This window comes from Flavobacterium ustbae (genome assembly GCF_003946915.1).
Taxonomy (GTDB): Bacteria; Bacteroidota; Bacteroidia; order Flavobacteriales; family Flavobacteriaceae; genus Flavobacterium; species Flavobacterium ustbae.
On sequence record NZ_RPOC01000002.1, the window covers coordinates 367308 to 382151 of the forward strand.

15 protein-coding genes are annotated in these 14844 nt (G+C 33.4%); 5 read left to right on the top strand and 10 right to left on the bottom strand.

Annotated features, from left to right (window positions below):
* The first annotated feature begins 3 nt into the window (after positions 1-3).
* From bglX to EG814_RS05555, 5 genes are all read left to right on the top strand, one after another.
* Positions 4-2304: a beta-glucosidase BglX gene (gene bglX, locus EG814_RS05535; protein WP_125719738.1), complete on the top strand. Its 2301-nt coding sequence runs from the start codon at positions 4-6 to the stop codon at positions 2302-2304.
* Positions 2305-2395: 91 nt separating this feature from the next.
* The gene (locus tag EG814_RS05540; RefSeq protein ID WP_125719740.1) at positions 2396-3169 is read left to right on the top strand and encodes a glycerophosphodiester phosphodiesterase family protein; all 774 of its coding nucleotides are present in this window, start codon (positions 2396-2398) and stop codon (positions 3167-3169) included.
* 31 nt (positions 3170-3200) lie between these two features.
* Entirely contained in the window at positions 3201-5120 is a 1920-nt protein-coding gene (locus EG814_RS05545) for a discoidin domain-containing protein (protein WP_125719742.1), read from the top strand.
* Positions 5121-5285: 165 nt separating this feature from the next.
* A complete protein-coding gene (locus tag EG814_RS05550) occupies positions 5286-6677 on the top strand; it encodes a M20/M25/M40 family metallo-hydrolase (RefSeq protein WP_125719743.1) in 1392 nt (463 codons plus the stop codon).
* Positions 6678-6686: 9 nt separating this feature from the next.
* Positions 6687-7208, top strand: a complete 522-nt coding sequence (locus tag EG814_RS05555) for a hypothetical protein (RefSeq protein ID WP_125719745.1) — start codon at positions 6687-6689, stop codon at positions 7206-7208.
* A 56-nt stretch (positions 7209-7264) separates the two neighbouring features.
* Here EG814_RS05555 and EG814_RS05560 read toward each other — a convergent pair whose 3' ends face one another.
* The 10 genes from EG814_RS05560 to prmA all read right to left on the bottom strand — a co-directional run bounded on the left by EG814_RS05560 (position 7265) and on the right by prmA (position 14844).
* A complete protein-coding gene (locus EG814_RS05560; protein ID WP_125719747.1) occupies positions 7265-7564 on the bottom strand; it encodes a hypothetical protein in 300 nt (99 codons plus the stop codon).
* Positions 7565-7568: 4 nt separating this feature from the next.
* Positions 7569-8021: a hypothetical protein gene (locus EG814_RS05565; RefSeq protein ID WP_125719749.1), complete on the bottom strand. Its 453-nt coding sequence runs from the start codon at positions 8019-8021 to the stop codon at positions 7569-7571.
* Positions 8022-8107: 86 nt separating this feature from the next.
* Positions 8108-8785, bottom strand: a complete 678-nt coding sequence (locus EG814_RS05570) for a YiiX family permuted papain-like enzyme (RefSeq protein WP_125719751.1) — start codon at positions 8783-8785, stop codon at positions 8108-8110.
* A 99-nt stretch (positions 8786-8884) separates the two neighbouring features.
* Positions 8885-9742 (bottom strand): hypothetical protein, encoded by an 858-nt coding sequence (locus tag EG814_RS05575; RefSeq protein WP_125719753.1) that lies wholly within the window; start codon positions 9740-9742, stop codon positions 8885-8887.
* An 18-nt stretch (positions 9743-9760) separates the two neighbouring features.
* Positions 9761-10579, bottom strand: a complete 819-nt coding sequence (kdsA, locus tag EG814_RS05580; protein WP_125719820.1) for a 3-deoxy-8-phosphooctulonate synthase — start codon at positions 10577-10579, stop codon at positions 9761-9763.
* Positions 10580-11197: 618 nt separating this feature from the next.
* Entirely contained in the window at positions 11198-11647 is a 450-nt protein-coding gene (locus EG814_RS05585; protein ID WP_125719755.1) for a 2-dehydro-3-deoxyphosphooctonate aldolase, read from the bottom strand.
* A 20-nt stretch (positions 11648-11667) separates the two neighbouring features.
* Positions 11668-12354 carry a lysoplasmalogenase gene (locus tag EG814_RS05590; protein WP_125719757.1) on the bottom strand — a complete coding sequence of 229 codons (687 nt, stop codon included), beginning with the start codon at positions 12352-12354 and terminating at the stop codon, positions 11668-11670.
* Positions 12355-12362: 8 nt separating this feature from the next.
* Positions 12363-13634: a sterol desaturase family protein gene (locus EG814_RS05595; protein ID WP_125719759.1), complete on the bottom strand. Its 1272-nt coding sequence runs from the start codon at positions 13632-13634 to the stop codon at positions 12363-12365.
* Between the two features lie 64 nt (positions 13635-13698).
* Entirely contained in the window at positions 13699-13974 is a 276-nt protein-coding gene (locus EG814_RS05600) for an ATP-dependent Clp protease adaptor ClpS (protein WP_111376979.1), read from the bottom strand.
* Between the two features lie 36 nt (positions 13975-14010).
* Positions 14011-14844 carry a 50S ribosomal protein L11 methyltransferase gene (gene prmA / locus EG814_RS05605; protein WP_125719761.1) on the bottom strand — a complete coding sequence of 278 codons (834 nt, stop codon included), beginning with the start codon at positions 14842-14844 and terminating at the stop codon, positions 14011-14013.

The following is a 14844-nucleotide window of genomic DNA, read 5'->3' on the forward strand; positions in this document are numbered from 1 at the left end:
AGAATGAAAAACAAATTAGTCTTACTTTTTTTAGGATGCGCTGTTTTGGGTTATGCTCAAAAAAAGCCAGCTAAAAATACAGTGAAAATTAAACCAAAGTCTGAATTTGTGGCGGAGTTATTGTCAAAAATGACTTTAGACGAGAAATTGGGCCAGTTAAACCTACCTACATCTGGTGATATTACCACAGGCCAGGGAAACAGCTCAAATGTGGCAAAAAACATTGCTGAAGGAAAAGTAGGCGGTTTGTTCAACATCAAATCAGTTCAAAAAATTAAAGAAGTGCAGAAAATTGCGGTTGAGAAAAGCCGTTTGAAAATTCCGTTGCTTTTTGGTATGGACGTTATTCATGGTTACGAAACAACGTTTCCAATTCCGCTAGGATTATCTTGTACTTGGGATATGGGCTTAATCGAAAGAAGTGCTCAAATTGCAGCTAAAGAAGCAAGTGCAGATGGAATTAACTGGACATTCTCTCCAATGGTAGACGTTTCTCGCGATCCAAGATGGGGAAGAGTTTCTGAAGGTTCAGGAGAAGATCCATATTTAGGAAGCCAGATTGCAAAAGCAATGGTAAACGGTTACCAACAGCATGACCTTTCTAAAAATAATTCAATTTTAGCGTGCGTTAAACACTTCGCTTTATATGGAGCTCCAGAAGGCGGACGTGACTACAATACTGTAGATATGAGCCACATCAGAATGTTTAACGATTATTTCCCTCCGTACAAAGCAGCTGTAGATGCTGGCGTAGGTTCTGTAATGGCATCTTTCAACGAAGTTGATGGAATTCCTGCAACAGGAAACAAATGGTTAATGACAGATGTTTTAAGAAAACAATGGGGTTTCAAAGGATTTGTAGTAACAGATTATACAGGTATTCCTGAAATGATTCCTCACGGAATGGGAGATCTTCAAGATGTTTCGGCTTTAGCTTTAAATGCTGGTGTTGAAATGGATATGGTTGGAGAAGGTTTCTTAACAACTTTGAAAAAATCTTTGGATGAAGGAAGAGTAAAAATCGAGACAATTGACAATGCTGTAAAACTTATTTTAGAAGCAAAATACGATTTAGGATTATTCCAAGATCCATATAAATATTGTGATGAAAAAAGAGCTAAAACTGAAATATTTACAACAGATAGCAGAAAAGAAGCACGTAGTATTGCAGCACAATCTTTAGTATTATTAAAAAATCAAAACCAACTTTTACCGCTTAAAAAATCGGGAACAATTGGTTTAATTGGCCCATTGGCAGATGCTAAAGAAAACATGCCAGGAACTTGGTCTGTAGCAACAAAAATGGAAAATGCCGTTTCATTATTGAGAGGTATTAAAGAAGTTGCTGGAGCAGGAACTAAAGTTTTGTATGCTAAAGGAAGCAATTTAGATTACGATGAAACTTTTGAAACAAACGCTACAATGTTTGGAAAAACATTACACCGTGATGCGCGTACAAAAGAAGAATTATTGGCAGAAGCTTTAAAAGTAGCAGAGCAATCAGATGTAATTGTGGCGGCTTTAGGAGAATCTGCTGAAATGAGCGGAGAATCAAGCAGTCGTACGAATTTAGAAATTCCTCAAGCGCAAAAAGATTTATTAAATGCTTTATTAAAGACAGGAAAACCAGTTGTTGTAGTATTATTTGACGGACGTCCGTTAGTGATTACTGATGAAGAAAAAACAGTTCCTGCTATTTTAAATGCATGGTTCGCTGGTACAGAAGCAGGTTATGCTATTGCTGATGTTTTATTTGGAGATGTAAATCCTTCTGGAAAATTAACTTCAACTTTCCCAAGAAGTGTTGGACAATTGCCAATTTATTACGCACACAAAAATACAGGAAGACCGCTTGCGAATACAGAAGGAAAATTCGAAAAATTTAGATCAAATTATATTGACGAAAGAAACGAGCCTTTATTCCCATTCGGATTTGGTTTAAGTTACACCACTTTTGATTATTCAAACCTGAAAATTTCTTCAGATAAAATGAATCCTTCTGGAAAATTGAAAGTAACAGTTGATGTAGCGAACACTGGAAATTTTGACGGAAAAGAAACCGTTCAATTATACATTAGAGATTTAGTTGGTTCTGTAACACGACCAGTTAGAGAATTAAAAGGTTTCCAAAAAATAGCTCTTAAAAAAGGAGAAAAACAAACAGTAAGTTTTGATATTACTGTTGAAGATTTAAAATTTTATAACTCTGATTTACAATTTGTAGCAGAGCCTGGACAGTTTGATATTTTCGTTGGAGGAAATTCAAATGCCGATAAGAAAGTTAGTTTTGAGTTAACTAAATAGTTGGTTTATTGATTAGTGAAAAGCCCTTCTTTTGGAGGGCTTTTTTTCTAAACTGAAGAGCCATTTTTGTAATTTTTTAACTACGATTATTATGAATACTTTAAAAATATTTAGTGCAATATGTCTTATTGCTTTTTCATGCGCTAATGCACAAAAAAATGCAATTGTAGCACATCGCGGAGCTTGGAAAAAAAATAATCTGCCTGAAAATTCCATTGCAGCTTTAAGGCATGCAATAGATTTAAAATTGCCAGGATCAGAATTTGATGTTTGGAGAACGGCTGACGATTCGCTTGTAATTAATCATGATGCGCATTACAATAAACTGCTTATAGAAGAAACGAATTATGCAGATTTGATAAAATTTAAACTTTCTAATGGAGAAAAAATTCCAACGCTTCATGAATATATTTCAGAAGGAAAGCGAAATAACAAACATACGCTTTTGGTCTGCGAAATAAAACCTTCAGAAATTAGTAAAGAAAGAGGACAAAAAACAGCTGTCGCAGCAGTCGAAACCATTAAAAAATTAAAAGCCGATAGAAATACTTGCTACATTAGTTTTGATTATGATATTCTAAAAAAAATTAGATCTATAGATTCTAAAACTTCGTTGCAATATTTGGAGGGAAACAAATCTCCAAAAGAAGTAAAAGCAGATAAAATTAATGGGGTAGATTATCATTATTCTGTCTTTCAAAAACATCCAGAATGGATAAAAGAAGCAAAGGATAACAAGATTATTCTAAATGCTTGGACTGTAAATGATGCCACAGTTATGGATTGGATTATTGCACATAAATTCAACTACATCACCACAAACGAACCCGAACTTTTGAAGGAAAGAAAAGAGATTAAAAAGTAAACTTCAAAAACTTAACTAAAGAAATCTAGCCATGAAGGATATATTTAAACAAATTAAGCCATTTTTACTGCTTTCAATGATTTTAGGAAGCAGTCTTATGGCACAAAATTCTGGTAAAACAGAATGGTTTGATCCTAGCAAACCAGCTACAACGTATTGTAATCCGATCAATATTGGATACAATTATACCACATTCAATCATAACAGAATTCCAGAATCGCGCCGTTCAAGCGCCGATCCGGTAATTATTACTTACAAAGGCGAATATTATTTATTTGCAACCAATCAGGCTGGTTTCTTTTGGAGTAAAGATATGTCGGATTGGAATTTCGTTTACGGAAGTTTTCAAAGACAGCCAGGCGACGACGATCAGTGCGCTCCTGCAGCTTGGGTTGTAAATGATACATTATTTTATGTAGGTTCAACTTGGAGAAGAGATCATCCAATCTGGAAAACAGCCGATCCAAAATCGGGAAGATGGACACGCCACGTTGACAAAGCAATGTTGCCAACTTGGGATCCAGCGATTTTTCAGGATGACGATAAAAAAGTATACATGTACTACGGTTCAAGCGGAAAATTGCCTCTTGTAGGTGTTGAGGTTGATTATAATACCTGGCTTCCAAAAGGGAATCAAGCCGATTATGCAGAATTATACAAAGCGACTGAAGTTGAGGACATTCAAAAAGTTTACGGACAAGTTAAGGAAGTGGCGATTCTAGATCCTTCAGCACATGGATGGGAACGTTTTGGGCCAAACAATGATATGGAGCCTGCGCCTTGGGGGAATTTTATTGAAGGAGCATGGATGACCAAACACAACGGAAAATATTATATGCAATATGGCGCGCCGGCTACAGAATTTAAAGGTTATGCAAATGGAGTTCATGTGGGAGATAATCCGTTAGGGCCATTTACATATCAAAAACACAATCCGATGTCTTACAAACCAGGTGGATTTGTAATTGGAGCTGGACATGGAAATACTTTTGCAGATAATTATGGTAACTATTGGAACACAGGAACGTGTAAAATTTCTATAAAAGACCGTTTTGAGCGTCGTATTGATATGTTTCCTGCAGGATTCGACAAAGATGATGTCATGTATTCTATTACAGCTTATGGAGATTTCCCGATTGTATTGCCTACAAGCCAGCGCGATCAGACCAAAGGCGCTTCATCTGGATGGATGCTGCTTTCGTATAAAAAACCAGTTACAGTTTCTTCTTCTGAAGAATGTATGGAAGTAGAAACGCACAGAATGGATCATGGCGGTAAAAAAGTCTATGAAAAATTCTGTTATGGGCCTGAAAATCTTACAGATGAAAATATTCAAACCTATTGGTCTGCCAAAACTAGCAATCCAGGAGAATGGCTTCAAATGGATTTAGGAAGACCAATGGAAATTAATGCGCTTCAAATCAATTATGCTGACCATAAAGCAACGCAGTTTAACAAAGCAATGGATATTTATTATCAATACAAAATTTTTATGTCTGATGATGCTCAAAATTGGACTTTGGTTGTAGATAAATCTAAAAACGATAAAGATGCACCTCACGATTATGTAGAGCTTTCAAAACCGTTTAAAGCGCGTTACATTAAAATGGAAAATATTCATAATGCATCGGGATTATTTGCGATTTCAGATTTCAGAGTTTTCGGAAACGGATTGGCAGCAAAACCCAAAGCAGTTAATTCTTTCAAAGTAGACAGAAACAAAACAGATTCTAGAAATGCTATGATTTCGTGGAAAAAGCAAACGGATGCTATTGGATATAATATTTATTACGGAATTGCTTCAGACAAATTATACAACAGCATTATGGTTTATGGTGACAGTACCTATGACTTTAGAGGTTTGGACAGAGACACAAAATATTATTTTACAATTGAACCTTTTAATGAAAATGGAATCGGAACAAAAAATAAGATTATCGAAGTAAAATAATTTTTTATTATAGAATATGTAAAAGCTCCAATTGCAAATTAAAGAATTTGCAATTGGAGCTTTTTTTTGAGAAATGGTTAGGAAAAAAGCCTGAGAACTGTCAATAATTTTGTTCCTTTGCCAATATGCTATTGGCTTATTAAACTCCAAATTACTACAAAAACTATGAAAAAAACGATTCTTTTAACTGCTTTAGTTTTAAACGGATTGACATCTTTTGCACAGTCAAATGATGAGAAAAACATCAAATTATTTTACAAAAAAGCTTTAACCGAAGCAAAATGTTATACTTGGTTAGAATATCTATCTAATGATATCGGAGCTCGTTTATCTGGATCTAAAGGTGCAGAGCAAGCAGTAGATTATACCAAAAGACAATTGGAAAGTTTAGGACTTGACAAAGTTTATTTGCAAGAAGTTATGGTGCCTCACTGGGTTAGAGGAGAAAAAGAAACAGCCTATATCCTTGACGGAAAAGTAAAAACTACTGTGCCTATTTGTGCCTTGGGAGGTTCTGTTGCAACACCCAAAACGGGTCTTACAGCAGAAATTATCGAAGTTCAAGGAATTAAAGAATTAGCAGAATTAGGAGCGGATAAAGTAAAAGGGAAAATTGTTTTCTACAATAGACCAATGAATCCAGAAAACATCGAAACTTTTACTTCTTACGGAGCTTGCGTTGACCAAAGATATGCAGGAGCAAAAGAAGCGGCAAAATTAGGAGCTGTAGGAACAATTGTTCGTTCTATGAATTTACGTCTGGATGATTTTCCTCATACAGGTGCACAAAGTTACGGTGACTTGCCAAAAGAACAATATATTCCAACAGCGGCAATTAGTACAAATGGAGCAGAATTGTTGAGCAAATCTTTAAAAGTAAATCCAGCTTTAAAGTTTTATTTCAAACAATCTTGTGAGACTTTGCCAGACGCTTTGTCTTATAACGTAATTGGGGAATTGACAGGAAGTGTAACTCCAGAAAACATTATGGTTGTTGGCGGGCACTTAGATTCTTGGGATTTAGCAGACGGTTCTCACGATGATGGAGCAGGAGTAGTGCAAAGTATGGAAGTAATTCGTATTTTGAAAAACTTAAACTACAAACCTAAAAATACGATTCGTGTGGTATTATTTATGAATGAAGAGAACGGCGGAAAAGGCGGCGCTAAATATGAAGAAGTTTCAAAACAAAAGAAAGAGAATCATATTTTTGCACTAGAAAGCGATTCAGGAGGATTTTCTCCAAGAGGATTTTCAATTGAAGCCGATGATGCCAATTTGAAAAAAATACAAGGTTACAAAGATCTTTTTGAGCCTTATTTGGTGCATAGTTTTACAATTGGACACGCAGGTTCAGATATTAGCCATTTAACATCTCAAGCTATTGTAAAGGCTGGTTTAAAACCAGATTCTCAGCGTTATTTCGATTATCACCACGCAGCAAACGATACTTTTGATGCTATCAATAAAAGAGAATTGGAGCTTGGTGCAGCAACAATGACTACATTAATGTATTTATTAGACCAAAACGGAATCGAAATCAAAAAAGCAAATTAGATATATTTAATGAAAGTAGCTTTAAAATTAATTTTTTGTTTCTTTTTGAAACTGGGTTTCAGTCAGGAAAAATCTAAAGTTGATTTTGAAAAACTTTACGTTAGTGAAAAAAAATATTCAATGATGTTTAATTCAAATTGGCATCTTCAAAGAACTGATTCCCTAGAAAATAAATTTATACTGTTAAATGAAAAACGTTCTTTGCAGGATAATTTTACAGAGAATATTGTTTTATTAATTAATAATTTAGGAGCGAATGTTAAGTCTAAAACAGTTAAGAAAATAATTGATCAAAGGATGAAGATCGCTCATGAAATTATTTCAAACAGAGAAGTAGTTAAAAATGGCATAAAAGGACAAGAGATTATTTACAAGGATTTATTATCTGATGGAAATTGGGCTACAATTCTTCAATACTTTTTTGTCAAGAATAAGGATTTGTACATTCTCACCTTTTGTACTAAACCAGAAGAATTTCTAGACTATATGCCTTTTTATCAACAGTTTTATTTGAATTTTGATATAAGATAAAAAGTATAATTTGAAGCTGTTTTCATAAATTGAAAACAGCTTTTTTTTTGACTTTACTACTTCATAATTATGAAGTAGTAAAAAAATAGAATAGGAATATTAGAAAGTAAGAGCAAAATCTTCATGCTAATATCTTTCCTCTGTTGAGGTAGGTGAACAAGCTTTTCCATTAAATGGAAAAACATAATAGTATTGACAATAATTCCAGCCAAAGCAAATGGCCAAGCAATAACCAAAACCATGGTATTTCCATGTGAAAGAATGTAAAGCGTAAATAGAAGCGTACTGATGATAAAGGTTCCAACAGCTAATTCAATAGACTGTTTTTCTTCAAAAGGATTATGAATTGTTTTCATGATTTTAAATTTTAAAAGTTTGCTGAATAGTTAGAATAGGCATTAAAAGCATTTTTGAAAAATCGAGATAATGAAAAGAATGAGCTTGTTTTCCTCTTTTAAATTGCTGAATAAAGTAGGGCATTCGTTTCGGATAAAAGATGGTACCAGTTAAAATGACCATAAACAAATACAAGCTTTTCTTTCCATTTCCAAGCAAATAATACTGCATTCCGATCTCTTCATAAACGGTTATTCCTGTATTGGTTAAAACATGGATAATGTCGTGATCTTCGAGTTTTTCCTGAAGGTCAAAATGATTTTTGTAAAGAAAAATTCCTAATCCAAATCCTAGACTTTCCTCTGGATAATCCATTAAAAGAGTCTTATCAATATTCCAAGGTTCATTTTTCTTGAAATATTTTTGGTAAGGTTTTTTAGAACATTCATACAGTTTTTCAATTAAATAATCTCTCATAAAAGCTTTTTTAAAAGTTCTTTGAATTTCAAAGTAAATTGATAAATAAAAAAGCTAGAAATAATTAGGCTAGCTTTTTCAAGATATTAATAAGTGTCAACTACCGTTTTTAATATATCAGAATCGGCGATATCAGAAGGAGCAACCACTTTTTCTTCTAAAGGTATATCGTTTCCATAGCGCTCTTTTAATATTTTCTGAACTCTCGGATCTTTTAGATTAAAATCTTTAAGTTCACGAAGTTTAGATAATTCAATTCCTGCAGCATTTTTATAAATCTTCCAGATTAATTCAGAACAGTATATTCTGTTATCCGTCCATTCAAAATAAGCATCATATTCTTTACCATCAAACTGCTGACTATAATCTTTCATTTTTTGTAAAACTTCAGGTTTTAAAACGCTGTCATCTTTCAATCGTTTTACCACATATTTATTATCTCTTCCGTGTTTAATCCAATCTTCAAGCGGTGTTAGTTTTACAGGCTGAACGGCTTCAAAAACAAACCATTTATCGTTAATATCATAAATAATCCCGCAATGCGAAAACTTCGAGTTTGTCGCAATACGAACTGCTTCACATTGTTTAGATTCTGAAGTCTGAAAAATCAAATCACCATCTTTAAACTTACTTACTATTGTTTTTTCTGTTTTAGATTTCCCAGTAAATGGATTATTAGGAAAAACTTTTATTGCAACAAATAAGGCACAGCCAAAACTTAAAATAAAAGTAAAGATCGGAAAGAGATATTTTTTATTTTTCATAAAGTATAATTTAAAGTACTTTGAGTTACAAAGTAAATAATAAAAATAATAGCTGCCAAATAAAATGACAGCTATTTTTATAAATATTTTTATATGATATTAGACTCTAAAAATACCTCCAACAGCAATAATTCGCTGAAAGAAGAAGAAATCTTGAGAAGCTTTATCTGCACTGCTTGTCGTTGTTCTAATATCCTGCATGTTGATATAACCACCTTTCAATTCTCCCTGAATATAGAAGTGTTTGAAAAAAGTAATGTTGATACCTGCTTTTGCAGAAAGACCGTAACCAGAAATGTGAAAATCATCATGACGTTCTTTTCCTAAAAGCATTGTATTTGTTTTCGGATATAAAACTCCTCCACCAATACCTTCAGTCAAGTTAATCTGAACTTTGTCAATATTCGGAAGTCTGAATAACTTAGAAATATCATCAAATCTAGAAATTTCAGTATGAACATAATTTAAACCATCTGTATGCTCGTAAGTCAAGAAAGTTTCGTCTGTAAAGTTAACAGGTGTATTGTTGTAAACACCATTATGAACATGACCAACTTGATCAGTCGGCAGATTTACATATCCAGTAACATTTGCAGTTTGGTTTTGCGTCATTACATATTTCATATGGTCAACACCAATTGCTACACTATAATGATCACTAATAAAATAACCTAATCTTAAATTGGTTTGAGGAATTGTCATGTTTACAGGATTAACATAATCAATGTGCCATCCTTTTGGTTTATCATGAGCCGCCATATTATCGACCGTAAAGTTATAATCTTTACCTCTAAAATTTACATCAGAATCAGAGTAGCTTTCTCTGTTCCCACCCCACATTACAAAGAATTTCCCTTTATTATGAGCAGTATATTTATCTTGTACCTGAATTTCGTCCTGAGCAAAAGTGTTTAAGGACACTAGTGTCAGTAAGAAAAATAAAAATTTTGTTTTCAAAGAACTTAGTATTATAATTTAGAATGCGTTAACTGTTTTTCTGATTGCAACTAACTTGTTCATTAAACCTTCAAAATAGTCTAAATGAAGCATATTAGCACCATCACTTTTTGCGTTAGCAGGGTCAAAATGAGTTTCAATAAAAATCCCATCTACACCAACTGCGATTCCCGCTTTAGCAACGGTTTCAATCATGTCTGGTCTTCCTCCTGTAACTCCAGCAGTCTGATTTGGCTGTTGCAAAGAGTGTGTTACATCTAGAACTGTAGAAGCATATTGCTGCATAGTAGGAATTCCTCTAAAATCTACAATCATATCTTGGTAACCAAACATAGTACCGCGATCTGTAACCATTACATTCTCATTATTACAATCTAATACTTTTTGAACGGCATGTTTCATGCTCTCTGGACTCATAAATTGTCCTTTTTTCAGGTTAACTGTTTTACCTGTATTAGCAGCTGCTACAACTAAATCGGTTTGGCGAACTAAAAACGCAGGAATTTGTAAAACATCAACATATTGAGCTGCTTTTTCAGCATCTTCGTTTGTATGAATATCTGTAACTGTTGGAACGTGAAAAGTTTCTGAAACTTTTCTTAAGATTTTTAAAGCTTTTTCGTCTCCAATTCCAGAAAAACTGTCAATTCTAGATCGGTTTGCTTTTTTAAAAGATCCTTTAAAAACATAAGGAATTTGAAGTTTGTCGGTAATACCAATTAATTTTTCAGCAATTCTAAGAGCCATTTCTTCTCCTTCAATAGCGCAAGGCCCAGCTAATAAAAAGAAATTTCCGCTTTCAGTATGCTTAATTTGTGGAATATTGTGTATGTTCATCATAAGAATTTTTGGTACTGCAAAGGTAGTTATGATTTATGAGTTTCAGATTAAGATTTAAGATTATTTTATGAATCCCGATAGCTATCGGGACTGCTATCCGCTTTAATTTTTTTATCGTAATCCTTTTTTTCTAGATCCTTGCAGGAGCTTCCGTTGGTCGCTCTGCAACGACCAGAAAAAATAGGCTTTCTCAAAAAAGGATTTCCGCTCCTATCAGGGCTAGGAGTTTAGTGGAATTAAGAAAAATTAAGTTAATTGTTTTGCTTTTAATTAAACTATTGTTTCAATTTCTTGTCTCTAAATCTTTTAATGAAAAATTGTACGACAATAGTTAGCAAAAGTAATAATGCCGCAAGAAAATTTGCCGCTACGATAGGAAGCATTATTAAACCGCATCTGGTTTGAAATTCAGGGTTAGCATTTATATTTTCTGATGCAATGTAAACCGAAAGAAAAGATAGCGGAATTTGAAGCAAAACAGTAATAATGCTAATAGAAACGAACTTTAAGGATGTTGTTTTATGAATCGATTTTGTGCCCCATATTATTTGAATTATTAAAGGTATTACAAGTAATATAAAAGGAGTTATTCCGTACATCGTAATTTAATGGATTTTATTGTTTTAATCTCAATCCCATCGGAACCATTAAAATTCCTTTTTCATAAATGTTCAAATACAGCTTCACAGGCTTTTTCTGTCCGTCCCATTTCAGTTCGTACACATTCAAAAATCCAGCACCCATATTACTTCTTTTTGTAGGGAAAGGGCAGCAGGTTTCTAATCTTTCATACGTTATTTTTTCGCCATTTGGACCAGCCAACGCATTTAAGAAACGTGCTTCATTTAAAGTTTCACTGTTTGTATTTTGAAAAAATATATTAATAGGATAGTCCGGATCATAACCATACTTTTTATCTTTAGCAAATTGTGTTATAGAAAAAGTATTGTCTTTTTTCAAAATCAAATCTGGCGCATTGTCATCGACATTTTTTAAGGTTGATTTTGTGCTTACACAAGAAGAAGCACCGACTAATAAAACAATTAAAAGAGCTATTTTTTTCATGGTTAAGGTTGTTGCGAAAATTAAATGGTCTGCTGTACTTTTTTCGGATTTAGTCTCAAAATTCCAACAACAATCAGATATTGTGCCAAAAGATAAGTCAGCATAATAAAAAAAGAACTTTTAGGAATTGGAGCATAAAATTTATTTAGAGCCAAAATACTATCAGAAATGATGAAGAAAATAGCTCCTAAAAACACAAGCTGATTGCCTGGTTTCTCCCAAACTAAAAATCCGTTGAAGGCAAATAAAAGCATAATCGAAATTATCGATGCATAGATAGAAACCGGAAGTTCAAGATCTCCTAAATACGGCATTAAAACGGCCACCATTCCAATTAAATAGATTGCGATCAAAATGCTGCCGAAAATGAAAACGGGTTTATTTTGCTTTTTTCTCATTCTTCTCTGCTTATTAAATAGAATGCAGTAGATTATATGTGCTGTTAGAAAACATACAAGCCCTAAGATAAAATAAATCTCGCCAAGATCTGTAAAAAGCAAAATAACGTCTCCTAGCCATGAAAGTACAAGCGCTGCCAATAAAATATTCTGACTTGGGAATTTCCTATAAAAATAAGCTCCAAATCCGATAATAGGTATCAGAATTGGCTTAAGAAAGAGATCAAAACGTTCGTAGCCACAAAGCAGAATTATAAGGTAAACTATGCTAAATGCTCCATAAATTTTAAAAAAAGAGGAATTTCTCATATTAGAGGTTATGAATTGATATATTGGTTTTGGTTGGTTTTAAATTCAAAATTGACAAAATAAAGTGTCATTAAAAAAGATACAATCAGATAGGTAAAAATAATATAATTGCTAATTGGAATTACATGATTTAAGCCAAACCAGTCTCCATAATAACCAATAATGCAAATTACAATACCCAATCTGATGCCTTCCCATAGAGGCGCAAACCTATTTTTGTCCATTAACTCAGTATAACTATATATGGTTACAAAAATAAAAAAGCCGTAGACGAAAATATTAGGAAGTCCGATTTTTGCAATATTCTCAAACAGGTAACTTACAAATAATAATGTTATTAAAACTTGAGCAACAGACCAGTATATTAATGTTTGAGAATTGTTTGTACCGTATTTTTCAAAATTAAAAACATTTTCAATTTTATTTACAGGATATTTTTCTTCAAAGTTTTCTGGCCGCCAGCCAGTAGGTTTGAACCAGATGGTTAGTTTGTCTTTCCATTTTGGGGCACGCCACGCATCTTTTATCAATAAACTCAAATGCTGAAAATTTATTTTAATAGGATTCCAAGTGTTTGCAGGCCTTGTGATTCCGAATACTGGCGGTACATGATCTAATTCTTCCTGAAAAGTGCCAAAAAGTTTGTCCCAAAAAATAAAAATCTGAGAATGGTTTTTATCTAAATATTCTGGATTAATGGCATGATGCACACGATGATGCGAAGGAGTTACCAAAATATGCTCAACAAATCCCATTTTTTTGATATGTTTCGTATGATACCAAAATTGTAAAAATAAATGAAGAGGGAGTGTAATGGCAATTACCGAGGCAGGAACGCCCATTAAAGCCGCAGGAATCAATAAAAAAGTAAACAGATTAACTAGACTTGCAATAGGTTGGCGCAATGCACAAGCCAAATTAAATTCTTCGCTACTGTGGTGTATGGCATGTTTGTTCCAAAGAAAATTAATTTGATGCGCTAGACGATGACTCCAATAACCGTAAAAATCAATCACAAAAAAAGCGATGAAATAGGAGAGTACACTTGGTTCTAAATACTGTAAGGCAATTTTAGAAACCAGCCATTCGTAAGAAAGAAAAGTGATGCTAAGTCCCAAAACATCTTTAACCGAATTGGTAATGCCAGAACTTATACTGGATACGCTGTCTATTAATGGAGCAGTGTCGTTTTTTTTATAAATGCCATAAATTTTTTCAATAATAATCAAGGCTAAAAAAACCGGCATTGCAATAATTAATATTTTTCCGTATTCTTCCATAAAAAAAGCATTCTATTTTTTCCAAATATAGAATAAAATAGAATGCTTTTTAAATTATTTGCAATTAAACGATTTCGGCGCTAAGACCCGCTTCTAAAAGTTGTGTGCATTGAGGTTTAAGTTTTTCAATCGGGCCTGTTTTTACAGTGCATTTTCCGTTGTAATGTACAATCAAAGAACATTGCTCGGCTTGTTCGGCAGTATGGCTGCAAACGCGCATAAGAGTATCAATTACGTGATCAAAAGTATTTACATCATCATTGTATACAATGATCTCGTTATTAAAAGCAATGGCTTCTTTTTCGCGAACTCTTTCTCTTACTTTTTCTTTAGTACTCATATTGTATAGTTTTTGTACTGAATTGATTATCAGTATCTAATTTACGTATTTTAAAGATACCCAGTTGTTTCTCTGAAGCTTTTTAACATAAGTTAAACCTTTCTCAACGCATGAAGCATCGATAAACGGAATGTCTTCTTCGTAAAAACCGCTAAAAAGAATTATACCTTTCGGATTTAAAGCATCTGCGTAAGCCTGCATATCATTCAATAAAATATTTCTGTTGATGTTGGCAATAATCAAATCGTATTTTTTACCTGCCAATAAAGCTGCATCGCCCTCATAAACGCTGATATGTTTGCAATTATTGCGTTCAGCATTTTCAATTGAGTTCAAATAACACCAGTTGTCAATATCAATAGCATCAATTGGTTCTGCACCTTTCATCTCTGCCAGAATTGCTAAAATTGCCGTTCCGCATCCCATGTCTAGGGTTTTTAAACCTTTTACGTCCATTTCCAATAAATGCTGAATCATCATGTGAGTGGTTTCATGATGACCTGTTCCAAAACTCATTTTTGGTTCAATTACAATATCAAACTCTGCGTCTGTTTTTGCATGAAAAGGAGCGCGAACATGGCATTTTCCGTCTACATCGATTGGTTCAAAGTTTTTCTCCCATTCTTCGTTCCAGTTGATCTGATCGATTTCTTCAATTGTATATTCAATTTTAAACTCTTCAGATTGTAAAATATAAATGTCATCTAGAATATTCTCATCCCATAAATCTTTCTTCACAAAAGCCGAAATTCCGTTTTCTGTTTCTGTAAAACTTTCAAACGCTTTTTCGCCTAATTCCGCAACTAAAATCTCTGATCCAAGTTCTTTTGGCTCAATCGTAAAATGATATCCTAAATAAATATTTGACAT

What these genes read in the sequence shown, in the direction of transcription:
- EG814_RS05585 (WP_125719755.1), bottom strand. Translation starts at nt 11,647, where the DNA reads ATGAAAAAAATAGCTCTTTTAATTGTTTTATTAGTCGGTGCTTCTTCT.
- prmA (WP_125719761.1), bottom strand. Translation starts at nt 14,844, where the DNA reads ATGTCAAATATTTATTTAGGATATCATTTTACGATTGAGCCAAAAGAA.
- kdsA (WP_125719820.1), bottom strand. Translation starts at nt 10,579, where the DNA reads ATGAACATACACAATATTCCACAAATTAAGCATACTGAAAGCGGAAAT.
- bglX (WP_125719738.1), top strand. Translation starts at nt 4, where the DNA reads ATGAAAAACAAATTAGTCTTACTTTTTTTAGGATGCGCTGTTTTGGGT.
- EG814_RS05595 (WP_125719759.1), bottom strand. Translation starts at nt 13,634, where the DNA reads ATGGAAGAATACGGAAAAATATTAATTATTGCAATGCCGGTTTTTTTA.
- EG814_RS05560 (WP_125719747.1), bottom strand. Translation starts at nt 7,564, where the DNA reads ATGAAAACAATTCATAATCCTTTTGAAGAAAAACAGTCTATTGAATTA.
- EG814_RS05540 (WP_125719740.1), top strand. Translation starts at nt 2,396, where the DNA reads ATGAATACTTTAAAAATATTTAGTGCAATATGTCTTATTGCTTTTTCA.
- EG814_RS05550 (WP_125719743.1), top strand. Translation starts at nt 5,286, where the DNA reads ATGAAAAAAACGATTCTTTTAACTGCTTTAGTTTTAAACGGATTGACA.
- EG814_RS05555 (WP_125719745.1), top strand. Translation starts at nt 6,687, where the DNA reads ATGAAAGTAGCTTTAAAATTAATTTTTTGTTTCTTTTTGAAACTGGGT.
- EG814_RS05565 (WP_125719749.1), bottom strand. Translation starts at nt 8,021, where the DNA reads ATGAGAGATTATTTAATTGAAAAACTGTATGAATGTTCTAAAAAACCT.
- EG814_RS05545 (WP_125719742.1), top strand. Translation starts at nt 3,201, where the DNA reads ATGAAGGATATATTTAAACAAATTAAGCCATTTTTACTGCTTTCAATG.
- EG814_RS05570 (WP_125719751.1), bottom strand. Translation starts at nt 8,785, where the DNA reads ATGAAAAATAAAAAATATCTCTTTCCGATCTTTACTTTTATTTTAAGT.
- EG814_RS05600 (WP_111376979.1), bottom strand. Translation starts at nt 13,974, where the DNA reads ATGAGTACTAAAGAAAAAGTAAGAGAAAGAGTTCGCGAAAAAGAAGCC.
- EG814_RS05590 (WP_125719757.1), bottom strand. Translation starts at nt 12,354, where the DNA reads ATGAGAAATTCCTCTTTTTTTAAAATTTATGGAGCATTTAGCATAGTT.